Below are 23,936 nucleotides of genomic sequence, written 5' to 3'. Positions count from 1 at the left end.
CGTTTCCGGCGCGGTTGGCGCGAGCCGCGCCGGAAACAACCACGTGCGCATCACGTCAGCCCAGCACCGCCGCCAGGTCCTGAATCGTCCGGTAGTGGACGCCGGTCATGCCGAGCGCCCTGGCCGCCTCCACGTTCGGGAGCCGGTCGTCGACGAACAGGCAGCGCTCGGCGGGAACCCCGGCGCGCTCCGCGGCGATCTCGTAGATCCGCCGGTCCGGCTTGGCCACGCCGACCCTGGCGCTGCTGACCAGGTCGTCGGCGAAGTAGGTGAGCCCCAGCCGGTCGAGGTGCTCCTCCACCGTGTCCATGGCGTTCGTCACAATGATCACGGGCACGTGCTGCTGGGCCCTGGCCAGCAGTTCCTTGACCTGCTCGTCCACCCAGAACGGCACCTCCATGAACTCGGCGACGGCCTGACGTGCGCGATCGTCCCCGCCGAGGGCGGCGACGATCGCCTCCGCCCACTGCGCCTCGGTGGCCTGGCCTAGGGTGGGAGGCAGGATCAGCTCGGGGTCGAAAGCGGTTTTCATGAGAGGCAGTCCGTAGCGAGCCTCGATGTCGGCCTGGACGGCGTGGTCGAAGTGGCGCAGCACGCCATCGAGGTCAGTCAGAACCGCGGCAAAGGGGATCACAGCCCCACATTCTCGCAGCACCCAATGTTTCGTGTACTGCTGACGGTGCCGGGGCGATCGGCCGCACTACCATCTCCGAGACAGGATTCGGTATCGGAACGGTAGGGCATGAACGATCAGCGGCTGCCACGTGAGCTGTGCCAGCTGTTCCCCGACGGCGGCAGGGACCGCGTGCTTCCCGCCGCCCTGCCCGCGGGCGACGTGGTCTGGCCCGATCCCGGGTATGCGCGGCAGGGCGAGGCGCCCAGGCCGGCGTTCTGGATGAGCGCTGAGCCGGTCGGCGGCGCGGACTGGGCGCGCCTGCGGGAGTGGCATCCGCACAGCGGGTTGTGGCCGGTGCTGCTGGACGAGTCGGCGCAGCCCTGGGCGGTCGGGCAGGTCGTGCCGGACGATCCACGCCAGATCGACCACTTCACCGCCGAGGGTTTCATGACCGAGGTGTGGCAGGAGTGGGTGGCGCGGATGCCGCAGGACGCGCTGGCCGAGCTGGAGCCGTACGGCGCGATCTGCCCGGGCCTCGCGCCACCCGGCGTGCCGAAGGCCGACCCTGCGGCGGTCGCCGACTGGTACGCGGGCGAGCTGGCCGCCAGAGGCATGCCGCTCGGCCTGGTCGCGGCCGCCAGGGGCGCCGACGCGCTGGCGGTCATGGGCTGGCAGGGCGCGCTGCACCACAACGAGTGGATGGTGCCGATGGCCGCCGTGGTGCGCAGCTGGGAGGACAGGTTCGGGGCGCGCGTGGTGTGCGTCGGGTTCAACACACTGGAAATGAGCGTGGCTGCGCCGCCGGTCGACCTCGAGCACGCGTTACACGTGGCGGCCGAGCACTGGGCGTTCTGCCCCGACAACGTCGTCCAGGGACCCGGCGATCTCCAGGGCTACGCCGAGCAGATCATCCGCGGACACGCCTGGTCCTTCTGGTGGGACTGAATATCGTGTTTTACGCTACCTTTAGCTTTCGTGTCCTGGGGAGATCTGACGCCGGAGTTACTCCACTCCTCCGTCTGGGCCGACGGGCTGGTGGAGGCGGCGGGCATCCCCGTCTATGACATGCCGCTGGTGTCCGTAGGCGGTGGGCTGGGCTCGTTCACGCTGGTGGACGTGCTGCGCATCCGCGGTGTGGCGGCGGCGGCCATGCGGGTGTTGTCGACCAGCGACGCGCCCTGGCAGACCTGGGAATACCTCACCCGCGTCTCGCAGTTGCCGGCCCACGAGCGCATCCGATCCGACGCGGGCGCGCGGCCCGACAACGTCTGGGGCTTTCCGTCGTACGCGGTGCAGGAGGCGTGGACAGAGCGCTCGGTCAAGCCGTTGCTCCAGGTCCTCACCGAGCCGGTCCTGGCCGACTTCTACGCGCCGAAGGCCGGGATGGTCATAGCGAGCGTGCGGCGTGAGGCCGACCGCATCGGCTACTGGGAGATGCTGGCCAAGGGCCAGGTACGCATGGTCAGGAAGCGGCTGGGCGGCGGCTATTTCACCGTGCTGACGCCGCCGTCGGGCACCGCGCAGACGAAGAGGGTGGCGCTGCGCTCCCATTACGTGCACCTGGCCGTCGGCTATCCGGGGTTGAAGTTCCTGGACGACCTGCAGGAGTTCCGGCAGCGGCAGGAAGAGCGCTATCGCGTCGTCAACGCCTACGAGCCGCACGAGCACGTCTATGACCGGCTGCGGAAGCGGCCCGGCGTGGTGGTCGTGCGCGGCGCCGGGATCGTGGCCTCGCGCGTGCTGCAGCGGCTTATGGACGACAGGGAGCGCTACAACCTGGGGACGCAGATCGTCCACCTCCTCCGCACCTACGTCACCGGGCCGCACGGGCCGCATGTGTTCATGCGGCGCAAGGGCGGCGACGGGTGGGCCTACCAGGCGTTCACCATGCCGAAGTCGGCGTTCGGCGGGCAGCTGAAGGCCCAGTTCCGCAAGGCGTCCCCCGAGCGGCGGGCCCAGCTGGCCGCGCTGGTCGCCGGCACCACCACCCCCAAGCTCGCCCGCTGGCAGGACCAGATGCACCGCGCCAGGCAGGGCCGCTGGTATCACCCCGTCCAAGGCGTGGTCGACCGCATCGACCAGCAGCCCGACGGCCGCCTGGTCACCTACACGCGCAGCGCGAACTCGGCGGGCATGCAGTACGTCTCCGACTTCATCATCGACTGCACCGGGCTCGAGGCCGACATGCCCGAGCACCGGGTGCTCGACGACCTGCTCAAGCACGGCGGCGCGCAGCCCAACAAGGCGGGGCGGCTGACCGTGGGCCGGAACTTCGAGGTGCTCGGCGCGGAAAGCGGTCACGGCGCGCTCTACGCCTCGGGCGCGGTCACCGCCGGCAACCATTTCCTGACCGTGGACAGCTTCCTCGGCCTGCAGACCGCCGCCCTCGACATCGCCGACGACCTGGCCAGGCGCGGGTTCTGCGAGGGGCTCGGCCCGCTCAGATCGGTGTCCCAGTGGGTGAAGTGGGCGGCGAACAGGAGGCTCGCTTGATCCCCACACTGGCCGGGCGGGTGCAGACCCGCCTGTTCGTGCTGGCCACGGTGGGCGCGGTGCTGACCGCGCTGATCACGCCGTTGCTGCCGATGTCCTTCCCAGAGGCCTATCTCGTGCTGCTGGCCGTCGCCGTCACCGGGGTCGGCTGGGAGCTGCTCTACCACCTGCTCATGCAGTTCCGCTGGGACAAGGACTGGCCGACGATGTTCGGCCTGCTCACGGCCGTGCCGGAGGGGCTGGTCATGTGGATGCTGCTGGACGGCGGGCTGGTCCCGGGCGTCCAGGGGCCGGTGTCCTGGTGGGCGTTCGCGGTGATGTTCGCGTTCGTCTGGCTGGGCCAGTGGCTGTTCGTGAACGGGCCCATGCGGGTGCTGTTCGTCAAGTGGCGGCTTCGGGGGGGTCGCTTGGTGTGATCGATCGAAGGGGGACCTCATGGGCGGCGTCGCGTTAGCCAGGCCGCTGTACTTCTGGCTGGGCACGCTGGCCACGGTGGCGTGGGTCGTGGCTGGTCCCGCCGGGCGCGTTCAAGGCCAAGCCGGCGGGTGAGGTGCGGGTGCGCGCGCTGGACGACGCGCGGCTGAAGTCCGCGCTCAACCCGGGCGGCGAGCTGCCTGTCGCGCTGCTGCCGCTGGCCGGCCTCACCGGGACCGTGCTCGGCTCCCTGCTGTGGGGGTGGATGGGCGACAAGATCGGCCGCAAGCCGTCGATCCTGTTCGCCGGCGTGCTGTTTATCGGGACCGCCATCTGCGGCGTCATGCCGGACTTCGAGTGGAACCTGGCCATGTGCCTGGCCATGGGACTCGGCGCGGGCGGCATGTTGCCGATCACGTTCTCGCTGCTGGCCGAGACGATCCCGCCCCGGCACAAGGGCTGGGTGATGGTGCTGATTTGCGCTTCCTGTTCGCGGACGACCACGACGGCGGCTACTCGCGGCTGTTCCGCCGCCCGTTCACCGGCCTCACGGTGGCCGTGGTGATCCTCGGACTGAGCATCGGCCTGGTCACCTACGGCTTCCAGTTGTGGATCCCGTCGAACCTGCAGCGCCTCGGCCTCGACCAGCAGACCGCCGGCCGCGCGCTGCGCGACTCGACGCTGCTCGGCCTGCCGCTGATCTTCATCTCGGCCGCGATGTACGGCATGTGGAGCGCCAAGAAGACGATCATCACGCTCTCGGCGCTGGTCGGCGCGGCCCTGCTGGTGCTGTCGTTCTCGGGCGAGACCCTGGCGCAGGACCGCACCTGGCTGTACGTGGTGCTGGCCGGCCCGATCGTGGGAACGGCGGCGATCGCGGCGGTGCTGGCCGCCTACAGCTCGGAGATCTACCCGACCCGGGTCCGCTCGCGCGGCTCGGCGGTGTCCGCGGGCGTCGGCAAGTTCGGCGGCGTGGCCGTCACCGGCGTGCTGGCCGCAGGCGCCGCAGCGCCCTCCATCGGCACGACCGCGTTGCTGGGGGCGGTGCCCCTCGTGCTGGCCGTGCCGGCGGTGCTGGCGTTCGGCGTCGAGCCGGCGCAGAGCCCGGCCGGAGAGCCGGCCGGGCCCCCTGCAGCGACCTGATCCGGTTCACGGAATGCAGGCCACGGCGCCGTAATTGCCGGACGAGCCCGGGTCTTCAAGGCATGCGGTGTCGTGGCCGTTCGGCTGCCATTCCGGGACCCACACCAATCCCGGATCCACCAGCACCAGACCCTCGAGCAACGCCTCAACCTCCTCCCGGGTGCGAATCGCCTGCCCGGGCAGCGTCATCGCCAGCAGGTCGTGAATGGCCGGCAACAACTCCGGGGGAATGGCGTCGAACGTGGTCTGCAGTAATGACAGGTAGCTTCCTTCCGGCACCGCCTGCCTGATCCGCTTGATCACGTAATGGAAATACTCGTCGTCGTTGAGGCTGTGGGCCGACAGCAGCAGCACCGCCATGGGCCGGTCCCACTCCAGGAACGTCTGGACGACCCTGTCGTCGAGAACGTCGTCGATCTCGCGCACGTCGCCCTCTACAACGCGTACGAGGTCGGTGACGGGCTCGATGGTCGCCCGCGCCCCGGCCAGCACCATGGGGTCGCTCTCCACATAAACGACTCGCGGGACCACCCGGGGCACGGAGGCGCCCAGGGCGTCACGGGCCACGTCATGCAGCTGCCCGCCCGCGGGCAGGCCGCTGGGGACGCCACTGCCGACGATCACGAACTGATCCACACCCTCGGTCGCCAGGTGACGGACCACACGGCAGAGATATTGGAGCACGGCCCGTGCGGCCGTCGTCGTGATGGGGGCGGCCTGATCGTAGCGGCGCATCACCTCTCTGTCCGCTACGAAGTTGTTCTTTCCACCCGCCGCGGCGTCGAGAATCCGGGTGACACTTGCTTGGGTCATCTCCAGCTTCGCCAGGTTTCGGATGGCACGCTGACGCATTGAGTGTTGCCCCTTTCCCCTCGCCCACTATCTCGGGAAAAGCTGATCCTTGCGGACCCCACTCGATGACCCAGACCATATGATCCTCGCTACTCACGAGAACACAACACGAAAAGCCATTAGTTTTGGGTATAGGTGCGTCACCGGCGTTCGCGCATAACGATCATTTACGAGGGAAAGAGATCACTTTCCGAGTGAACGCGAGAGCCTTTCGCGGTGGCAATTCAAGACCTCGACGGTCTCCTCGCGCGTGGTCGTCGTCACCGACAACCTCGTGAACGCCTGATGGTAGGCCTCCACCGCGCCGGTGTCGGTGACCAGCTCGTCGCCCTCGATGCCGTGCCTGCACGCGATGTCGGGCTCGAACGCCTCGGCGAAGCGCCAGAGCGTGAACGGGCCGGTGCGCGGCACGTATGCCGGGTCTTCCATCGGCACCACGTGCAGCGAGACGTTGGGCCGCTTGGCGTGCTCCAGCAACACCTCCAGCTGCCGTAGCTGCACGTGCCCGCCGACGATCGAGCGCATCAGCACGCTCTCGTCGATCACCGCCCACACCACGACCCCGGTGTCCCTGGCCACGGCCTCCTGCCGGGCCAGCACGAGGGCCAGCGCCTCCTCGACCGTCGGCTGTCCCAAAGTCGCGGGTCCGGCCGCGATGATCGCGGCCCTGGCGTAGTCCTCGGTCTGCAGCAGCGGAGGGACGAACTGGGTGTGGAAGGTGCGGATGAGCGTGGCCCGCTGCTCCAGCGCGTAGGTGGTGGCCAGCCACACCGGGATGGACTGCGCGTCGTACCAGGCGGCCTCGCGTTCGCCCCTGGCCAGCGACAACACGTATTCGCGGATGGGCGGCGAGGCGATGCCGTAGAGGGTGAGCAGGCGCTCCACGGTGATCGGCGAGGGGGCGATGCGGCCTTCCTCGACGGCGGGGATGGCCGCCGCGCCCTTGCCGATCGCGGTCTCGACCTGCTCCTCCGACAGCTGCGCGGACAGGCGCAGGCCGTGCAGCCGGCGGCCGAGCGCCCGGCGCTGCGGTCCGCTCAGCGGCGTGGCGGCGTCGGGGATGTCGGCGGTGGGCTCGGGCTCGTCGGGCAAGCCCTCGGCCTTGCGGGCGAGCTCGACCACACCGCGCAGGACGGCCAGGGAGCTCTCCGACAGGCCGGAGGCGGACAATCCGATGGTCGCCGCTCGCAGCTGCAGGTCCTCAACGGCGCCCGACTCCAGGTGGTCGTCGCCGACCAGCCAGCCGACGCTCACCTGCAGGCAGGAGGCCAGCGCGCGGAGCACTTGGAGCGTCGGGTTGGTCTGCTTGCCGGTGCGCAACTGGCTGACGTAGGCACGGGTGATGGGGATGCCTGCCTCCGTCAGGGCGGAGGCGACCTGCGCGCCGGTGAAGCCGCGCTTGGTCAGCGCGAGATCGAGCCGCTCGGCGAAGTTCGCCACGGCACACCTCCTACTGCCCGTGAACTTTTCCAGCGTAAGGGACGCGAGCCCCACTGTCCCCTGCCATGCGGGCAAGCTCTGCCACGCGGGCAGGTATCAACTTATGCGGAAACTGTCAGTTGACATAGTCCCATGGAGAAGCGGACTATCGGAGCGTGTGGTAACTGAGGCTTAACAGCAAGGCGGTTCTGGAGAGTTCCCGTCGAGGAGGTGGCCGGACATGACCATGGATTCCTGGTTCCTCAGCGATCCGGTCCCCGGGCAGGAGCAAGTGGTCCAGCGCATCTGCTCCCGCGTGGCCGGTCCGGTGATCGGGCCGGATGTGCACGTCGCGAGCCTGCCGCTGGGCGGAGTCCAGGTCTGGCTGGAGAGCCCCCGTCACCGTTGGCGCTTCTACCACCGGATGGCCCGCGAGTTGCGGCTGGCCGGCTGGCACACGGAGACGGGCCCGGATCGGCTGCTGTTGCTCGGGTGGAGCTCGGTGTGCCTGAGCCATCGCGCCAGGATGCTGAGCGCGGCCCTCGCGGGACGGCTGGCCCATTTCGACAAGACGGCGTTCATGGCCGTCATGATCGCCACCCGGCTGCGTCATCAGGGGTTCCCGGTGGAGGAGCTCCCGGCCGAGGTGGAAGCCCGCTGCGGCGACGCGTTGCGCTGGCCTGCCCGGCTGGCCGACCTCGACGGCCTCGAACGCAGGTCGTCACTGGAGCCGCTGAGGCTCAGGCTGGCCCAGGTGGCCGGCCTGGAGGCCAAGGTGGGCCGCTGCTGCGGCGCGCATCTCGCGCTCGCGTCGAAGGTCGCGCGGACGGTCGCTGGCGGTGCGGTGCCGGCCAGGTCACGCGCGAGCGGACCACGAGCCGGGCTGACGGAGCGCATGGTCTGCGTCAGCGTGCCCAACATGGCCATGAGCGCGGGAACGGCGCCATGACGCCGACCCTCCTTCGCGAGCACTCGGCCTCGGCGGCACGGCCGCCGAGGCCGGTTCAGGGTGCCGCGATGATGTACGCGCCGCCGCCGGCTGACCATGGCCGGCGCGGTCTGCTCGTCCCCTGCGCGGGACTGGCGGCGGCGCCCTTGGCGCTGGCCCCGGCGCTTCCCCGCCCCCCCGGCACCGTGCGGCACGTGCCCGACCTAGTCGGTGCGGTGCTGTTGGCCAGCGCGGTAGCGGCTGGCGTGCTGGCCAACTCGAGGGGTAGCGCCTGGGGCCGGCTTTATGCCCTGGGTGGAGGCGTGCCGCCGGCTCGGCGCGCCTCCACGATCGGAGCCATCGGCACAGGGGTGGTGCTAGGTGGGGCGATCGGCGTGACAGGCGCCACGGTGCTGATCGGCCGGCTCCTGAAGGGGCCGGCGCCTGTGCACGCCGCTGTGCTGGTGGCCTTCCCGGCCGCCGTTCTGCTCGCCGCCACGGCGCTGGTGCGGGTCGCCGGGGCGTCGGGCCGTGAGACCGGTCATCGATCTCAACGCGCGGCGGAAGAGGAGCCGGCGATGTCCGGCCGGCTCCTCGCCGGGCAGTGCGGACGATCCGCAAGCGACTCCCGAGTCGTCAACCCGCGATAGACAGGAGCGAAGATGCTCGCCGACGAGATGCACAGGTCACAACCACACGAAGTCCCCACGCGCGGTGCCCGGGCCGGCGCGCCGCAGGACCGGGACGAGCAGACATCAGCGCGTACCGTGCATCGGCTGCGCCGCATCCGCCAAGTGTCCGTCCAGGCCATCACCGAGATCGACCAGGCGCTGCGGCACCGCGCCTCCTGACACCCCCTCTGGAGGACACCCCTATGCGCACCGGTTCGGCGCGCCGCGGCCGGGTGGGCGTGATCGTCGCGCCCGCGAACCCGTCGGCGGAGCCAGAGCTGACCCGCCTGCTCGGGTCGCGGGCCGACATGCACGTCGCCCGCCTTCCCGTACGGCGCAGGCTGCCCCTGGCCGAACGGCTGGAGGGTTACAACGACGACCTGCCCCTCATGGTCTCCGCGTTCGACGGCCTGCCGCTCAGCGCCATGGTCATGGCCTGCAGCGAACCTCGCTATCTGCTCGGCCCCGATGCGGACCGCGATCAGTGCGCCGAGCTGAGCGCCATGGCCGGGGTGCCGTTCGCCTCGGCCACGCTGGCCACGCGTGAGGCGCTGGATCACGTCGTGGTGGGCGACATCGTGCTGGTGTCGCCGTACCAGCCGTGGCTGACCGAGCTGGCCGAGCGGTTCTGGAAGACCGCCGGCCTGAACGTCACCCGGGTGGTCCAGGTACGGGCCAAGGACGGCTACTCCTCGTACGCGGTCACCCCGGCCGAGCTGATCAACCAGGTCGAGCTGGCCGAGGTGCCGGGAGACGCGGTGCTGCTGTTCACCGGCACCGGCATGGCCACGCTGCCCGTGCTCGGCCCGCTCAGCGCCGGCAACGACCGGCTGCTGCTCACCTCCAACCTCTGCACGGCCTGGTGGGCCCTGTCCCACGCCGTCGGGCAGCACGTGAAGCTCGGCCGCGTGCCTTACCGCCGCCCGATGGCGGCGCAGGGGAGGCGGCCGGCATGAACGGCGTCATCGTGGTGGGAGCGGGGCCGGCGGGGCTGACCGCGGCGCTCTCCCTGGCCAGGGCTGGGATCCCGGTCACCGTCCTGGAACGCGAGAGCGAGCCGATCCGGCAGCCGCGGGCCTGCACCTTCCATCCGGCCACCTTGGACCTGCTCGACGAGCTCGGCGTGGCCGCGCAGCTCGTCGCCAAGGGTCGCGTGGTCGACCGGGTGCAGTGGCGGGACCGGTCGGGGATCGTGCTGGCCGAGATGGGCATGAACCGGCTGGACGGGCTGACCAGGCATCCGTTCAGGATCCACGCCGACCAGACCGCGCTCACGCCGCTGCTGCTGGCGGCGCTCAACGTCTACCCCGGCGTCGACGTGCGGTTCGGCACCCGCGTGGACGGTGTGGCGGAAGGCGGCACAGGGATCCGGGTCCGCGTCGGCCACACCTGGGCGCGGGCCCGGTACATGATCGCCGCCGACGGCGCCCACAGCACGGTGCGCGGGTCCCTGGGGCTGCCGTTCCCCAGGTCCGGGTACCCGACGCAGGCGTTGCGGGTGTTCACCGACTCGCCGCTGGACCGGCTGCTGCCCAGCTTGGCGCCATTGACGTACGTGCGGGACGTGCAGCAGTCGTGCACGCTGCTCGCACTGCCGGACCACTGGCGGATCATCTTCAAGATCCCCGTCGACTCGCACGAGCCGCTGTCCCCGGCGAACCTGTCGCTGCTGGTGCGCCGGTCCCTGCCGGGGGCCAGTGGGCCGATCCACGTGACGGGTGCGGACCGGTTCGGCCTGTCGAGGGGCGTGCTGACCTCGTACCGGTGCGGGCGGGTCATGTTCGTCGGCGACGCCGCGCACCTGACCTCCACCGTCGGGGGCCTGAACATGAACGCGGGAATCCACGACGCGGCCGAGGTCGGCCAGGTGATCGCGGCGGTGCTGGGCGGCTTCGCCCCGCCCGCGGCGCTGGAGGCGTGGGCCTGGCGGCGGCGCTCGGTGCTGATGCAGCGGGTGGTGCCCCGCGGGGAGACGCGGCTGGCAGGCGTGCGCGAGCACGACAGCGCCAGGCTGGCCGCGGCCATGGCGGGGTTGCGGGCGATCGCCGGCGACCCCGACGCGACCCGGGCCTATCTGGCGCAGGCATCCCTCCTGGACATGACGGTGCCGGGGAAGACGTGAGAGGAGGTGCGCCGGATGTGGCGAACCCTGTCGGACGACGCTCGCCAGGCCATTCGCGACCTGTGCGACAAACATGGAGCCCGGCTCTATGACTACTGCCGCACCGAGCTCGCCGCGGGCGACGCCGAGCAGGCCGTCGCCGGCGCGCTGCTGACGGCGCACCTGTACGCCGACCGCGTCATGGACCCGGCCCTGCGCCGGCCCTGGTTGTACGGGGTGGCCAGGGCACACCGCGCGATCGTGGCCAAGCCCGCGAGCATCGGCTCCTGGTCACGCCCAGGACGCATGTCGGAGTTGCTGCCCGAGGCCCTGCTGTCCCTGGACCGCCCGCAGCGGGAGCTGCTCGACCTGTCGGTGCGGCACGGCCTGTCCGACGCCGAGCTGGCCGTGATCTTCGAGCTCGGCGCGGCCGAGGTACGGGCCGTCGTGACGCAGGCCGCGGCCGGCCTCGAGGGGTGGTTCGCCGCGATCATGGCTGCCCGAGGCAGTGGCGGCTGCCCGGATCTGACGGCGCGGATGGCGGAGTGGGTCGCGGCGCCCGGGCGGCGGGCCAGGGCCAGGATCGGCCGCCACATCCAGTCCTGCGCGACCTGCCGGGCCGCGCCCAGGACCATGACGGCGGGCGCGCTCCTGCGCCGGCTGCCGATCACGACGTTGCCCGGCACGCTTCCAAACCGGCTGGCCTCGGCCCAGCCGCTGCCTGGCGAGGGGCCTGTCTGGCGGGCGGACGGCTTTGCTGTGCAGGCCCGCACGCTGGTGGAGACCGGTCCCAAGGAGCCCGGCACCATGCAGACGGGCGCAGCGGCGGTCCCACCGGTCCCCGGCTCCACGCCACACGTCCCGGTTCCCGGCTCCACCCCGCACGTCCCGGTCGCCGACCCCACGACGGCGACTCCGGGAGAGCCCTGGTCGGCGGCGGGCGCGGCTGCCGCCGACCAGGAGCAACCCGCCGCACCCCCCGTGCGCGGCCGGCACCCGTTCACGCCGCCCAGCCGCACGCGGGCCTTCCGCGGCGGTGTCAACGGCGACAAGCTGGTCTACAGCGCCGCGCTGAAGGGCGAGAGCAACGGGTTCCACAAGCCCGAGGGCGAGATCATCCGGTACGGCGGGATCACCCTGAGCGACGAGCTGGCCGATCTCCAGAGCCGGCAGTGGCAGGAATACTGGCGCGACCGCTCCGGCGACGACGACCCCGAGGCCGGGGCGCCCATCAGGGCGGTGGCCAGGCTCGCGCTGATCCTGGGCGTCGGCCTGCTGGCGGCCGGGCTGGTGTGGGCGATGCTGAACGCCCGCGAGCACCCGGCCATCATCACCAGGGCCGCCTCCCAGACGAGCGTGCTGCTCGAGGACCCCCGAGCTCAGGGGGTGCCCCAGGTCACCACCGCCGTGGAGTCTGGCCTGACGAGCGTGCGCTGGAGCAACTGGCGGTAAGGGGCCCCGGGCTCCGCAGAGCCCGGGGCCGCGAGCGGTTTAGAAGAACTGGAACGCGGATTCGGACTCGGGCAGCTCGATCCGGTCGGGTCCGTGGAACCTGGCCTTGTCCCGCGGCACGTCGGCCAGCGGCGTGGTCAGCGCGAACGGCACGACGACACTGCTCTGGGCCAGATCGACGGTGACGCCGGCGCCGGTTCCGGTCTCACCGCTGTAGGTGGAGTCGGTGCCCGCGATCACCAGGCCGATCCTGTGGCCCTTCTTGAAGATGTAGTCCTGCGGCAACGTCAGCCACTTCACCGTGCCGTACGTGCCGACGGGCAGCGGCGCGGCCTGGCTGAGCGAGGAGCGGTTCTGCACGTCTATCCAGCCGCGGGCGACGATCTCCAGCGGACGGGTGGCCACGTTCGTGACGACCTTCTTGTAGCAGGCGTCGTCGGCCGCGGTGCTCTCGCCGTGGCAGTCCTCCTCGGTGAGCGTGGTGATGCCCTGGCCGCGGCGCCAGTCGACGCGGGTGTCCTCGCCGAAGTCGACGAGCAGGGCGGTCAGGTTAGAGGTGGGCTTGTCCAGCTTGACCCGCAGGTCGGCGGTGGGCGTGCCGGACAGGCGCAGGTCGAGCGGGAGCGCGCCGGTGGTGAACGCCACCCGTCCCGGATTCGGGGTGCCCACGTCAGCCACCATGGCGGTCTCGCTCATGGCGACGTCGGTGAACGATGCGGTGCTGTCCTTGGCGGCGGGCTTGAGCCCGAGGGAGCCGTCGGGCGCGGGACGCAGCGTCGCCTTCATCGCGAACGGCGCCGGCCAGTCGCGCTGGGTGATCCACTTCGCCGGCCCGACCTCGACGTCGGCGCGGGGCTCCCTCATGATCCCGTTGTCGACGCCGTGCAGCCAGCGGTCGAACCAGCGGTGCAGGGTGTCCACCCAGAGCCCTCTGCGGCCTTCGAAGTCGAACGGGTCCACGTGCTGGGTCTGGCCGACCCAGATCTTGCGCGGCACGTCCCTGTCGGCCAGGGCCTTCCACCAGGCGGAGAAGTTGTCCGGCTTGACGTTGAGGTCGTTGACGGTGTGGATGACGAAGACGCTGGCCTTGACCTTGGAGGCGTCGCCGAGCAGGCCCTTGATGTAGTCGCGCTCGGCCCAGAACGGGTTGTAGTTGCCCGTGTCGTCGCCGTCCTCGGCGTCCATCTTGTCGCGGACCGGCTTGCACTTGGCCTCGGGGTCGGTGTCGACGTAGTTGGCCAGCCAGGAGGCGTAGTCGTAGTTGTAGATCACGCCGTTCGAGCGCTGGTACTTGTACCAGGAACTGATCGCCGAGATCGGAACGATGGTCTTCAGTCCCTCGACGCCGGTGGCGGCGACGGCGTTGGCCAGAGTGCCGTCGTACGACTTGCCGATCATGGCGGCGTTGCCGGTCGTCCAGTCGGCCACGGCGGGGGCGCCGTCGGCCTTGTACGCCTTGGCGCGGCCGTTCAGCCAGTCGATGACGGCCTTGCCGCCCAGCACGTCGGCCTTGCCGCCGATGTCGGGGCAGCCCTCGGACCTGGTGGTGCCGAGCATGTCGACGTTGAGGACGGCGTAGCCGCGGGGGACGAAGTAGTTGTCATAGAAGAGGGGAAATTTCGCGACATTTCCGGCGGCGTCGTAGACCTTCCGCTCGCCTTCGTTGCCGCGGCCCGAGTTGTCGTAGTACGGGCTCTCGTCGATGATCACCGGCACCTTGAGCCCCGGGCCGGACTCCTTGGGCCTGATGATGTCCACGCGGACTTTGTCGAGCTTGCCGTCCAGGTCGCTGTCGACGGTGGACTCGACGTACACATGCTCGCGGATCGCGTCCGCATAGGAGAAGACCGGCTGCGTACGGCCGTTCTCGATGGTGAGGGCAGGTCCGGCAGTGGCCTGCGCTGGCGTCGCGATCGCCAGGGTGAGGGCGACGGCGATGAGGGCCGGGCGTAATTGTGGCACGCGTGACCTCCGTGCGAGTGAGCGAAAATACATGGCAATCTCTCAGACGGCTCGGGACCTGACAAGATCCGGGGTATGGATGGTCAGGATCGAGTCCGGGGTTGCCTCCTCGGCGGCGCGATCGGCGACGCGCTCGGGGCGCCCATCGAGTTCGCATCGTTGCGAGAAATCCGCAAGCATCACGGCCCGGACGGCATTTCCGGATATGTCGCCGATTGGCGCGGCAAAACGGGTCTCATCACCGACGACACCCAGATGACGCTCTTCACCGTCGAAGGCCTCGTCCGCGCCGATCACGCTAGCGGATCATCGGCGGTGGTGGCCGGCGGCGCGCCGGTGGCGGCCTCCCCAGGAGCAGGCGACACGGGAGTCGCGGCGGCAAGCGACGCGGAAGTGGTCGAGGCCGTGCGGCAGGCATACCTGCGCTGGTACGACACCCAGAGCCACGACGCTCCCCCGCCCGCCGACCTGCCGCACCGTACGGGGCGGCTGCGCGAGGAGGGCTGGCTGTACTCGCGCCGGGCGCCCGGCAACGCCTGCCTGTCGGGGTTGCGCCGGCCCTTTCCCGGCCCGTCGCCCCTTGGCGAGCCGGGGCCGGTGAACCCGGACTCGAAAGGCTGCGGCACCGTGATGCGCTCGGCCCCCTTCGGCCTGTTCCGTACGCCGTCCGACCCCCGGGCGGCCTTTGAGACGGCGGCGGCGTGCGCGCAGATCACCCATGGCCATCCCACCGGCTACCTGGCGGCGGGCGCGTTCGCGGCGATCATCGCGTACCTGATGGCGGGCGAGGCTCTCGAACCCGCCGTGCATCGCACGCTGGAGCTGCTGGTCGGCTACCGGGCGCACGAGGAGACCACGGCGGCGCTGCGCGCGGCGCTCGAGCTCGGCGGCCCGCCTTCCCCCGAGCGGGTGGAGTCGCTGGGCGGGGCGTGGGTGGCCGAGGAGGCGCTGGCCATCGGCGTCTACTGCGCCCTGGCCGAGACCTCCGTCGAGCGTGCGCTGCTGCTGTCGGTCAACCACTCCGGGGACAGCGACTCGACCGGCTCGGTCTGCGGCAACCTGCTGGGCACGCTGCACGGCGCCGGCGCCCTGCCGGCCGCCTGGCTGCGTCCGCTGGAAGGCCGCGACACGATCGAGCGCCTGGCCGCCGAGCTGGCCTGATCACCGCTTAAGGTGGGACTCCCCAGCCGAAATGGGAAGAGGATTGCATGCGAAACGTCGCTCGGACCTCGCTCGTTGACGCCGCCATCGACGAGCTCCGCCGGGAGATCGCCCGCGGGGCGTGGCCGGTCGGCACCAAGATCCCGTCCGAGAGCCAGCTCGCCCAGAGCCTGGGCATGAGCCGGCTGTCCGTGCGCGAGGCGGTCCGGGTCCTGGCGCATGCCGGGCTGCTGCACACCCGGCAGGGCGACGGCACGTACGTGACCGCCACCGACGAGTCCAAGGTCGCGCTGCGCCGGCGGCTGGACACGGCGGCCGCCATGGACATCATCGACGTGCGCCGCGGGCTCGACCTCGTCGCGGCCCGGCTGGCGGCCGGCCGGCGCAGCGAGGAGGACGTGGTCGCGCTGCGCGAGACGCTGGCCCGGCGGGACGCGGCGGGGCAGGCGGGCGATCTGGACGGCTACGCGGACGCGGACGTCGCCTTCCACGTGCTGGTGGCCGACGCGGCGCACAACGCGCTGCTCGCCGACCTCTACCGGAGCATGAGCGACGCGTTGCGCGACAGCGTGCGGGATCAGGAGGAGGCGATGCTGGAGCCGGACACCTCGCACGAGGAGCTGCTGCGGGCGATCGAGGACGGGGATCCGGCGAGGGCGGTCGCGGTGTCGGTCGCCATCTTGGACGCGCAGGAACGCGAGCTCTGACGCCGCCCCGACCGGCCTCTGTCACGAGCGGCCATGGCCGGGGCGACGTACGAGCACAGGCTGCGCGACCTCCGCAAGATCCGCAGGTTCATCGTCACGATGCGCCGGCCGACGCCGTCTCCTTGCGGCCTGGCAGGCGCAGCGCCGCCACCGCGAGCAGCGCGCCCCCGAGGGCCGCGAGCGCCAGTGTGTAGGCGGGGATCCCGCCGGAGCCCTGCTCCTGGGCCGCCGCCACCTTCTGAGGCGCCGCCGTGGCCGGTGGGGGCGCTGCCGTGGCCGGTGGGGGCGCTGCCGTGGCGCCCTCCTGGCCGGTCCCGACCGTCACCTTGTCTCCCGGCAGGTCGGGGAACCCGGGCGGGCGCACGGCGTCCCAATAGTCCGTCCGCTGCGACACGAAGCCCTCGATCACCTCTTGCTGCACGGGCTTGATCTTCAGCCCGCCGGGAACGCTGAGCCGACCCACCTCGTGCGGCATGAACATTCCCTGGATGCCCTCGACCTTCCACACGCCCTCCGGCACGACCACCGACGTGGCGTAGTGCCCGGCCTCGGGAAGGGCCGTGCCCTCGAACATCAGGCTCTTCCCGTCGTCCTCACGGGTGAGCCGCAGCCCGACGGTCCCGAGCTGCCCCTCGTACGGGTGGTTGCCGTGTTGCAACACCCAGAACCCGAGCGCGTACGGCGTGCCGCCGTCGAACCGGCCCGGCAGCGGATCCATGTACGTCACCGCCCAGTTCCCCGCCGCACCGGCCGGAACAGTCCCTGTGACCAGAGCCGCCACCACGGCGGCCAGCAGAGCGGCGAACATCGCCGGCATCCTCTTCATGGGACCACCTCCGCAGGTGATACACCGCCTGAGAGGACAAGGTTCCAGGAATGCGGCGCACCGTCGGCGCGCCGCTCCACCGTGTTCAGCCGGCCTGGTTGTTCATGTAGTGCGAGATCTTCCACTCCCCGCCGTCCTGCGAGAGCAGGAACAGCTCGCGAAGGTTGTTCTGCCCCTGCTTGCTCGTCGCGGTGACGAAGGCGTCCTCGGTGCCGAGCGTTTGCTCCTCTTCGAGGGTGTGGGTGGCCTGCTTCATCTCGTTGATCTGGCCCTGGAAGAGCGTGCGGATCGCCTCGGTGCCCTCCGCCGTGGCCTTGCCGTTCACGGCGACCACGGCGTCCTCGGCGAAGGCGCCGACGACCTGGTCCACGTTCCCCGATTTGAGGGCGTTGAAGAACCCCTCGACGGCCGAGCGCGCCTCGGTGGCCCCGCCCGTCTCCGTCGGCGTGGCGTCCGTCTCGGTGGGCGAGGCCGTATCGGTCTCCTCCGGCGACATCATGTCTTCGGTCGGCGTCGCCGGACTCGCCGCCCCTTTCATGGCTGCTTGCGTGCCGCTGCCCCCCGCGGCGCAGCCCGCCAGCAGCATGGCGGGAATGATCGCGGCCATCAGAAGCGCCCTGCGCTGAGAAATCTTGCTCATGGCCGCTTGATGCCCGCGCCACTCGTCGCCGAATGCGCGGTTTAGGCACTTTGCACGCCCTCTTTACCTCGACCGGTATTACTAGACCAAATGACCGGTTCTAGGGAGACCGTTCAGAGCTGCGATCGTTGCCGCCTCGAGACCAGAGCACCGGACGTCGCCGATAGCGTCCGTCCAGTGGCACGTACACAGGCGAACCCCGAGCCCCTCCCCCAGCGCGAGGACGCCGAACGCTGCGACAGCGTCGAGGCCGGACGGCGCTGCGTCCTGCCGGCGGCCCACCGCAGCCCGCACGTCTACCCGCCGGTGGAGCACAGCAAGGACTGACGACACAAAGAATCAGGCCCAAGCCGTCGTGCGAGCGGACGACTTGGGCCTGATCCTTTCGTACGCCTAAAGGCTCACCTCTACGTACCCGCCGGCCACCCGTACCGGATAGACCGGCACCGACACGTCCTTCTCGTCCAGGCACACCCCGGACACCAGCGAGAACACCTGCTTGTGCAGCGGTGAGGCCACGGTCGGCTCGCCCTTCCTGGTGCCGACGATGCCGCGCGAGAGCACGTACGCGCCGCTGAACGGGTCGAGGTTGTCCAGCGCGTGCAGCGTGCCGTCGTAGGTGCGGAAGACGGCCACCTGCCTGCCGTCCACCAGCGCGCACACGCCGCGCTCCGGCATCAGCTTGTCGTAGTCGCAGATCGGCGTCCAGCTCATCGGGCCATCACCGGCTTGATCTGGCCGCGCTCCTGCTCGAAGACGATCGACGGGTCGGGGACGCCGGGTGCGTTGACGAAGCTGACGAACCTGCTCAGCTTCTCCGGGTCGTCCAGAGTGGCGGCCCACTCGTCGGCGTAGGTCGCGGTGTGGTGCTCCATCTGCGCGTCGAGGTCGGAGCAGATCCCGAGCGAGTCCTCCATGATCACCTCCCGTAGGTAGTCGAGCCCGCCTTCCAGGGACTCCAGCCAGGCGGCGGTACGTTGCAGCCGGTCGGCGGTGCGGATGTAGAACATCAGGAACCGGTCGATGGTCCTGATGAGCTCTTCGGTGGACAGGTCGCCGGCCAGCAGGTCGGCGTGGCGGGGCTTGAAGCCGCCGTTGCCGGCGACGTACAGGTTCCAGCCCTTCTCGGTGGCGATGATGCCGAAGTCCTTCGACCTGGCCTCGGCGCACTCGCGGGCGCAGCCGGAGACGGCGGACTTGAGCTTGTGCGGCGAGCGCAGGCCGCGGTAGCGCAGCTCCAGCGCGATGGCCAGGCCCACCGAGTCCTGCACGCCGTAGCGGCACCAGGTCGAGCCCACGCAGGACTTCACCGTCCGCAGGGCCTTGCCGTAGGCGTGCCCGGACTCGAACCCGGCTTCCACCAGCCGCCGCCAGATCTCGGGCAGCTGGTCGACGCGGGCCCCGAACAGGTCGATCCGCTGCCCACCGGTGATCTTCGTGTAGAGGCCGAAGTCGCGGGCGACCTCGCCGATCACGATGAGCTTCTCCGGCGTGATCTCGCCGCCGGGGATGCGCGGCACGACCGAGTACGTGCCGTTCTTCTGCATGTTGGCGAGGAAGTGGTCGTTGGTGTCCTGCAGCGCGGCCCGCTCGCCCTCCAGCACGTGCCCGTTGTGCAGCGACGCCAGGATCGAGGCCACGGCCGGCTTACAGATGTCGCAGCCCCGGCCCTGCCCGTGCTCGGTGATGAGCTGGGAGAACGTCGTGATGTTGCGGACGCGGACGATGTCGAACAGCTCGGCCCGCGAGTACGTGAAGTGCTCGCACAGCGCCTTGCTGACCTCGACGCCGGACTTCTCCAGCAGCTGCTTGAGCATCGGCACACAGCTGCCGCAGGTGGTGCCGGCGCGGGTGCAGGCCTTGAGCCCGGGGACGTCGGTGCAGCCCTTGTCGGCGATGGCGGTGCGGATGTCGCCCGCGCACACGTTGTTGCAGGAGCAGACCTGCGCCTCGTCCGGCAGGTCCAGGCTGGCCCCGGCCCCGCTGAAGAGCAGGTCGGACGGCGAGGCCGGCAGCGCCTTGCCCACGAAGGGCCGCAGCTGCGTGTACGGCGAGGCGTCGCCCACGCAGATGCCGCCGAGCAGCGTCTGCGCGTCGTCGCTGATGAACAGCCTCTTGTAGACCCCGGCCACCGGGTCCATGTAGGTGACGTCCAGCGCCCCCGTCATGGACCCGAACTGCGCGACCTCCACGCCGAGCAGCTTGAGCTTCGTGGACATGTCCGCGCCCTCGAACGTCGCGGACCCGCCCATGATCCGGTCGGCGGCCACCTCGGCCATGTTGTTGCACGGCCCGACCAGCCCGTAGATCATGCCGCCGGCCAGCGCGCACTCGCCCACCGCGTAGATGGCGGGGTCGGAGGTGAGCATCGCGGAGTCGACCACGATGCCGCCGCGCTCGCCGACCTCCAGCCCCGACGACCTGGCCAGCTCGTCCCGCGGCCTGATGCCCGCGGAGAACACCACGACCTGGGCGTCCACCAGCGTCTCGTCCGGCTTGCGCAGCCCGATGACCTGGCCGTTGTCGTCGGCGACGATCTCCTTGACACCGGCGCCGGCGTGCACGCTCAGCCCGAGCCCCTCGATGTGCTGCTTGAGCACCGAGCCGCCGCCCTCGTCGACCTGCCGCGGCATCAGCCAGGGGCTCATCTCGATGATGTGCGCCTTCAGCCCGAGCGCCCGCAGCGCGTCGGCCGCCTCCAGGCCGAGCAGCCCGCCGCCGACCACGACGCCCTCGACCGCGTCCTTGGCGGCCACCCTGATCGCGTCCAGGTCCTCGATCGTGCGGTAGACGAAGGCATGCTCGGCCCCGGGCACCGGCGGCACGAACGGCGCCGATCCGGTGGCCAGCACGAGCACGTCATAGGGCTCGGTGGCGCCGTCCGACAAGGTGACGACACGGGCGTCCCTGTCGATGCCGGTGACCCGCGTGCTCAGCCTCGTCACCGTGCCGGCCGGCACGTCGTAGGTGAGGTCCTCCACGGTCGTGCCCGACAGGTAGGAGGTCAGGGCCACGCGGTCGTACGCGGGCCGGGGCTCCTCCCCGATCACGGTGATCTGCCCGTCGAAGCCCTTGCTGACGAGGGTTTCGACGAGCCGGTGGGCCGTCGGCCCGTACCCCACGACGACGATCCTGCTCATACGGAAATCCCTTCCTGCTCGCAGAGCCAGCTCACGATGCCTTCCACGGCGTCGCGGCAGGTACCGCATCCGGTCGTGGCCCGGGTGGCGGCCGCCACTCCGTCCACATCCCGCGCCCCCGCTTCCCAGCACGCCCTGATCTGGCCCTTGGTCACGTTGTTGCACTGGCAGACCTTGGCCGCGTCGGGCATCAGCGTCGGGCTGTCGGCCACCGGCGCCGACGCCAGCCCCGGGAACAGCAGCCCCGCCCGGTCGCCCGGCACCGGTCCGCCGCGGTCGAAGAGCTGGGTGAGCGTGCCGACGGCGTCGCTCTCGCCCAGCAGGATCGCGCCGACCAGGCGGCCGTCGCGGATGACGAGCTTGCGGTAGGTGCCGCGGGCCCGGTGGCTGAAGCGCACGACCTCGGCGTGCTCCTCGGTGAGGTGGGTCTCGCCCATGGCGGCCAGCTCGACGCTCCTGGCCTTGAGCCGGGTGACGAGCCGCGAGCCGCGGTAGAGGCTCTTGCCGCCGGTGATGACGTCGGCGGCCACGGAGGCCTGCTCCCAGGCGGGGGCGACCAGGCCGTACACGGTGCCGTCGTGCTCGGCGCACTCCCCGATGGCGAAGATCGACGGGTCGTCGGTGCGCAGCTCGTCGTCCACGACGACGCCGCGCCGCACCTCCAGCCCGGCCTCGGCGGCCAGGCCCGTGATGGGGCGCACGCCACAGGCCAGCACCACCAGGTCGGCCTCGATCAGCTCGCCGTCGTCGAGCCGGACGCCGTCGGCGTCCACGGAGGAGGTGGAGACGCCGGTGCGGATCTCGACGCCGAGCCCGGCCAGGGTCTCGCCGAGCACCTCGCCAGCCTCGACGTCGAGCTGGCGCTCCATGAGGTGTCCGGCCAGGTGCAGGAGCGTGACGGGCAGGCCGCGCCCGGCCAGGCCGCGGGCGGCCTCGATGCCCAGCAGCCCGCCGCCGATGACGACCGCCCGGCGGGCCTGCTCGGCCACGCGCATGATGCGCTCGCAGTCGTCGAGGGTGCGGAACGGGATCGCCCGCTCCACGCCGGGGATCGGCGGCACGATGGCGTCGCTGCCGGTGGCCAGCACCAGCAGGTCGTACGGCTCGCGCCGCCCGTCCTCGGTGACGACGTGCCTGGTCTCCCTGTCGATGTGGGCGACCGAGCTGCCGAAGGCGGCCTCGACGTTGTGGGCGGCGTACCAGGAGGAGTCGAGCAGCCGCACCTGCTCCGGGCGCGAGCTGCCGGCCAGCACGTTGGACAGCAGCACCCGGTTGTACGGCTGGCACGTCTCCGCGCCGAAAATCGTGATCTTCATGTGGGGGTCGCGGGTGCGCACCTCGCTGACCAGCCGCGAACCGGCCATCCCGTTCCCCACGACGACGAGCCTCATGAGTCCCTCTCCACCCTGACGGCGCAGACCTTGAACTCCGGCATCCTCGACGTCGGGTCGAGGGCCGGGTTGGTGAGCCGGTTGGCGCCCTCCCAGTGGAAGGGCATGAACACGGTGTCGCGTCTGATGGCGTCGCTGATCCTGGCGACGGCCTTGGCCTCGCCGCGCTTGCTGGTGACCCGCACCACGTCGCCGGCCGAGATGTCGAGCTGCTCTGCGAGGTCCGGGTGGATCTCGACGAACGGCTCGGGCGCGGCCTTGACAAGCGAGGCGATCCTGCGCGTCTGCGCGCCGCTCTGGTAGTGCGCCAGCACCCGTCCCGTGCTCAGGTAGACGGGATAGTCCTCGTCGATCTCCTCGGCCACCGGCCGATGCTGGACCGGCACGAACCTGGCGCGGCCGTCCGGGGTGGCGAAGGAGTCCAGGAACGGGCGGGGCGTGCCCGGGTGCTCGGTCGAGGGGCAGGGCCAGAACACGCCCTTCTCCTCGGTGATGCGCTCGTACGTGATGCCGGAGTAGTCGGCGGGCCCGCCCTTGCTGGCGCGGCGCAACTCGTCGAACACCTTGACAGGGTCGGTCTCCAAGCGGTGCCCGAGCCGCTCGGCCAGACCCGCGAGCACGTCGAGATCGCTCCTGACGCCGTCCGGCGGAGAGACGGCCTGGTTCCGCAGCAGGACGCGGCCCTCGAGGTTGGTCATGGTGCCGGTCTCCTCGGCCCACTGCGTCACCGGGAACACGACGTCGGCCATGGCTGCGGTTTCCGACATGACGAAATCGCAGGTCACAAGCAGGTCCAGGGAGGCGATGCGCTCGGCGACGTGCTCGGCGGCCGGCGCGGAGATCACGGGGTTCGACCCGAACAGCAGCATCGCCCGCGGCCCTCCCGGCGTGCCGAGGGCGTCGAGCAGCTCGTACGCCGACCGCCCCGGCCCGGGCAGCGACTCGGCGGGCACGCCCCACACGCCGGCGACGTGCTCGCGGGCCGCCGGGTCGTCGATCTTGCGGTAGCCGGGCAGCTGGTCGGCCTTCTGGCCGTGCTCCCTGCCACCCTGCCCGTTGCCCTGCCCGGTCACGCAGCCGTAGCCGGAGCCGTGCCGGCCCGGCAGGCCGAGCGCGAGGGCGAGGTTGATGAACGCGGTGACGGTGTCGGTGCCCTTGGCGTGCTGCTCGGCGCCGCGCCCGGTCAGGATGTACGCCTTGCTCGCCGCGGCCATGGCCCGAGCCGCCTGCCGCATCCGGTAGACGGGCACTCCGGTGACCCGCTCGACCCGCTCCGGCCACCAGGAGGCGAGCGAGGTGCGGACCTCGTCGAACCCGGTGGTGCGGGCGGCGACGTACTCCTCGTCCACGAGCCCTTCGGCGATGACCATGTGCAGGAGCCCGAGAGCGAGCGCCAGGTCGGTGCCGGGCGTGGGCTGCAGGTGCAGCCAGGCCAGCTTGGCGGTCTGGCTGCGCCGCGGATCGATGACGATCATCCGGGGGCCCGTCAGGTGCCGGACGAACGGCGGCATGGTCTCGGCGACGTTGCCGCCGGCCAGCAGCACGATGTCGGACTCGGCCAGGTCGGTGATCGGGAAGGGCATCCCGCGGTCCATGCCGAACGCCTTGATCGACGCGGCGGCCGCCGAGGACATGCAGAAGCGGCCGTTGTAGTCGATCTGGCTGGTGCCGAGGGTGACCCTGGCGAACTTGCCGAGCGTGTAGGCCTTCTCATTGGTCAAGCCACCCCCGCCGAACACGGCCACGGCGTCGGGGCCGTACTCGGCGCGGATGGCGGACAATCGGGACGCGACGTAGTCGAGCGCGACGTCCCACTCCACGGGCTCGCCGTGCAGAAGGGGGGAGGTCAGGCGCTCGCCGTTGGTGAGCAACTCGCCCGACGTCCATCCCTTCTGGCACAGCGCGCCCGAGGCGTTGGCCGGGATGTCGGTCCTGGGCTGGATGGCCAGCTCAGGACCGATCTCCATGCCGCACTGCAGTGCGCAGTACGGGCAGTGCGTCTTCACCGCGTCCGTCACGT

Annotated in this window: 24 protein-coding genes; 14 read left to right on the top strand and 10 right to left on the bottom strand. The window is 70.8% G+C overall.

Annotation, left to right across the window (positions count from 1 at the left end; all coding sequences use genetic code 11):
* Window positions 1-55: 55 nt before the first annotated feature.
* Window positions 56-634 carry an HAD family hydrolase gene (locus Q9G87_RS42450; RefSeq protein WP_305922279.1) on the bottom strand — a complete coding sequence of 193 codons (579 nt, stop codon included), beginning with the start codon at window positions 632-634 and terminating at the stop codon, window positions 56-58.
* Between the two features lie 108 nt (window positions 635-742).
* Between Q9G87_RS42450 and Q9G87_RS42445 the strand changes: the two genes are divergently transcribed.
* From Q9G87_RS42445 to Q9G87_RS42425, 5 genes are all read left to right on the top strand, one after another.
* Window positions 743-1,561, top strand: a complete 819-nt coding sequence (locus tag Q9G87_RS42445) for a DUF4253 domain-containing protein (RefSeq protein WP_305922278.1) — start codon at window positions 743-745, stop codon at window positions 1,559-1,561.
* A gap of 30 nt (window positions 1,562-1,591) precedes the next feature.
* Entirely contained in the window at window positions 1,592-3,109 is a 1,518-nt protein-coding gene (locus Q9G87_RS42440; protein ID WP_305922277.1) for a hypothetical protein, read from the top strand.
* A complete protein-coding gene (locus tag Q9G87_RS42435; protein WP_305922276.1) occupies window positions 3,106-3,525 on the top strand; it encodes a hypothetical protein in 420 nt (139 codons plus the stop codon). Before Q9G87_RS42440 ends, Q9G87_RS42435 begins: the two co-directional genes overlap by 4 nt.
* A 140-nt stretch (window positions 3,526-3,665) precedes the next feature.
* Window positions 3,666-4,088 carry an MFS transporter gene (locus Q9G87_RS42430; protein WP_305922275.1) on the top strand — a complete coding sequence of 141 codons (423 nt, stop codon included), beginning with the start codon at window positions 3,666-3,668 and terminating at the stop codon, window positions 4,086-4,088.
* Window positions 4,001-4,666 (top strand): MFS transporter, encoded by a 666-nt coding sequence (locus tag Q9G87_RS42425; protein ID WP_305922274.1) that lies wholly within the window; start codon window positions 4,001-4,003, stop codon window positions 4,664-4,666. The genes Q9G87_RS42430 and Q9G87_RS42425 overlap by 88 nt, the downstream gene beginning before the upstream one ends.
* A 6-nt stretch (window positions 4,667-4,672) precedes the next feature.
* Here the strand turns inward: Q9G87_RS42425 and Q9G87_RS42420 are convergent, their stop codons facing one another.
* Together Q9G87_RS42420 and Q9G87_RS42415 are read right to left on the bottom strand one after the other, a co-directional pair.
* Window positions 4,673-5,479, bottom strand: coding sequence for an SAM-dependent methyltransferase (locus tag Q9G87_RS42420; protein WP_305922273.1), 807 nt, complete (start codon window positions 5,477-5,479; stop codon window positions 4,673-4,675).
* A gap of 222 nt (window positions 5,480-5,701) precedes the next feature.
* Window positions 5,702-6,958 carry a Scr1 family TA system antitoxin-like transcriptional regulator gene (locus Q9G87_RS42415; RefSeq protein WP_305922272.1) on the bottom strand — a complete coding sequence of 419 codons (1,257 nt, stop codon included), beginning with the start codon at window positions 6,956-6,958 and terminating at the stop codon, window positions 5,702-5,704.
* 220 nt (window positions 6,959-7,178) lie between these two features.
* On the opposite strand from Q9G87_RS42415, the gene Q9G87_RS42410 reads away from it, so the two are divergent.
* The 6 genes from Q9G87_RS42410 to Q9G87_RS42385 are packed head-to-tail and all read left to right on the top strand — an operon-like array spanning window position 7,179 to window position 12,089.
* Entirely contained in the window at window positions 7,179-7,886 is a 708-nt protein-coding gene (locus tag Q9G87_RS42410; protein ID WP_305922271.1) for a hypothetical protein, read from the top strand.
* Window positions 7,883-8,515 carry a hypothetical protein gene (locus tag Q9G87_RS42405; RefSeq protein WP_305922270.1) on the top strand — a complete coding sequence of 211 codons (633 nt, stop codon included), beginning with the start codon at window positions 7,883-7,885 and terminating at the stop codon, window positions 8,513-8,515. Before Q9G87_RS42410 ends, Q9G87_RS42405 begins: the two co-directional genes overlap by 4 nt.
* Before the next feature lie 12 nt (window positions 8,516-8,527).
* Complete coding sequence (locus Q9G87_RS42400; RefSeq protein WP_305922269.1) at window positions 8,528-8,716, top strand: hypothetical protein; 189 nt, start codon at window positions 8,528-8,530, stop codon at window positions 8,714-8,716.
* 23 nt (window positions 8,717-8,739) lie between these two features.
* Complete coding sequence (locus Q9G87_RS42395) at window positions 8,740-9,492, top strand: maleate cis-trans isomerase family protein (RefSeq protein WP_305922268.1); 753 nt, start codon at window positions 8,740-8,742, stop codon at window positions 9,490-9,492.
* Window positions 9,489-10,658 carry an FAD-dependent oxidoreductase gene (locus Q9G87_RS42390; protein WP_305922267.1) on the top strand — a complete coding sequence of 390 codons (1,170 nt, stop codon included), beginning with the start codon at window positions 9,489-9,491 and terminating at the stop codon, window positions 10,656-10,658. Before Q9G87_RS42395 ends, Q9G87_RS42390 begins: the two co-directional genes overlap by 4 nt.
* 15 nt (window positions 10,659-10,673) lie before the next feature.
* Entirely contained in the window at window positions 10,674-12,089 is a 1,416-nt protein-coding gene (locus Q9G87_RS42385) for an RNA polymerase sigma factor (protein WP_305922266.1), read from the top strand.
* A 39-nt stretch (window positions 12,090-12,128) separates the two neighbouring features.
* Here the strand turns inward: Q9G87_RS42385 and Q9G87_RS42380 are convergent, their stop codons facing one another.
* Window positions 12,129-14,051 (bottom strand): Xaa-Pro dipeptidyl-peptidase, encoded by a 1,923-nt coding sequence (locus tag Q9G87_RS42380; protein ID WP_305922265.1) that lies wholly within the window; start codon window positions 14,049-14,051, stop codon window positions 12,129-12,131.
* 75 nt (window positions 14,052-14,126) lie between these two features.
* Here Q9G87_RS42380 and Q9G87_RS42375 point away from each other — a divergent pair, with 75 nt between their 5' ends.
* The gene (locus Q9G87_RS42375; RefSeq protein ID WP_305922264.1) at window positions 14,127-15,212 is read left to right on the top strand and encodes an ADP-ribosylglycohydrolase family protein; all 1,086 of its coding nucleotides are present in this window, start codon (window positions 14,127-14,129) and stop codon (window positions 15,210-15,212) included.
* A gap of 47 nt (window positions 15,213-15,259) precedes the next feature.
* Window positions 15,260-15,919 carry a FadR/GntR family transcriptional regulator gene (locus Q9G87_RS42370; protein WP_305922263.1) on the top strand — a complete coding sequence of 220 codons (660 nt, stop codon included), beginning with the start codon at window positions 15,260-15,262 and terminating at the stop codon, window positions 15,917-15,919.
* A 94-nt stretch (window positions 15,920-16,013) separates the two neighbouring features.
* Here the strand turns inward: Q9G87_RS42370 and Q9G87_RS42365 are convergent, their stop codons facing one another.
* Complete coding sequence (locus tag Q9G87_RS42365) at window positions 16,014-16,745, bottom strand: hypothetical protein (protein ID WP_305922262.1); 732 nt, start codon at window positions 16,743-16,745, stop codon at window positions 16,014-16,016.
* An 85-nt stretch (window positions 16,746-16,830) separates the two neighbouring features.
* A complete protein-coding gene (locus Q9G87_RS42360) occupies window positions 16,831-17,385 on the bottom strand; it encodes a YybH family protein (RefSeq protein WP_305922261.1) in 555 nt (184 codons plus the stop codon).
* 177 nt (window positions 17,386-17,562) lie between these two features.
* Here Q9G87_RS42360 and Q9G87_RS42355 point away from each other — a divergent pair, with 177 nt between their 5' ends.
* On the top strand, window positions 17,563-17,712 hold the full coding sequence (locus Q9G87_RS42355; RefSeq protein WP_305922260.1) for a hypothetical protein: 150 nt from the start codon (window positions 17,563-17,565) through the stop codon (window positions 17,710-17,712).
* 66 nt (window positions 17,713-17,778) lie between these two features.
* Here Q9G87_RS42355 and nirD read toward each other — a convergent pair whose 3' ends face one another.
* Genes nirD through Q9G87_RS42335 form a run of 4 tightly spaced genes read right to left on the bottom strand, consistent with a single transcriptional unit; the run spans window position 17,779 to window position 23,934 of the window.
* Complete coding sequence (nirD, locus tag Q9G87_RS42350) at window positions 17,779-18,099, bottom strand: nitrite reductase small subunit NirD (RefSeq protein ID WP_305922259.1); 321 nt, start codon at window positions 18,097-18,099, stop codon at window positions 17,779-17,781.
* Window positions 18,096-20,525: a nitrite reductase large subunit NirB gene (gene nirB / locus Q9G87_RS42345; RefSeq protein ID WP_305922258.1), complete on the bottom strand. Its 2,430-nt coding sequence runs from the start codon at window positions 20,523-20,525 to the stop codon at window positions 18,096-18,098. Before nirB ends, nirD begins: the two co-directional genes overlap by 4 nt.
* Window positions 20,522-21,916 (bottom strand): FAD-dependent oxidoreductase, encoded by a 1,395-nt coding sequence (locus Q9G87_RS42340; RefSeq protein WP_305922257.1) that lies wholly within the window; start codon window positions 21,914-21,916, stop codon window positions 20,522-20,524. Before Q9G87_RS42340 ends, nirB begins: the two co-directional genes overlap by 4 nt.
* Complete coding sequence (locus Q9G87_RS42335; protein ID WP_305922256.1) at window positions 21,913-23,934, bottom strand: molybdopterin oxidoreductase family protein; 2,022 nt, start codon at window positions 23,932-23,934, stop codon at window positions 21,913-21,915. The genes Q9G87_RS42340 and Q9G87_RS42335 overlap by 4 nt, the downstream gene beginning before the upstream one ends.
* Window positions 23,935-23,936 lie beyond the last annotated feature (2 nt).

Origin of the sequence: Nonomuraea turcica (genome assembly GCF_030718205.1) — a bacterium.
Classification (GTDB): Bacteria; Actinomycetota; Actinomycetes; order Streptosporangiales; family Streptosporangiaceae; genus Nonomuraea.
The sequence above is the reverse complement of the archived record's forward strand: the minus strand, read 5'-3'. Positions and strand labels throughout refer to the sequence as shown.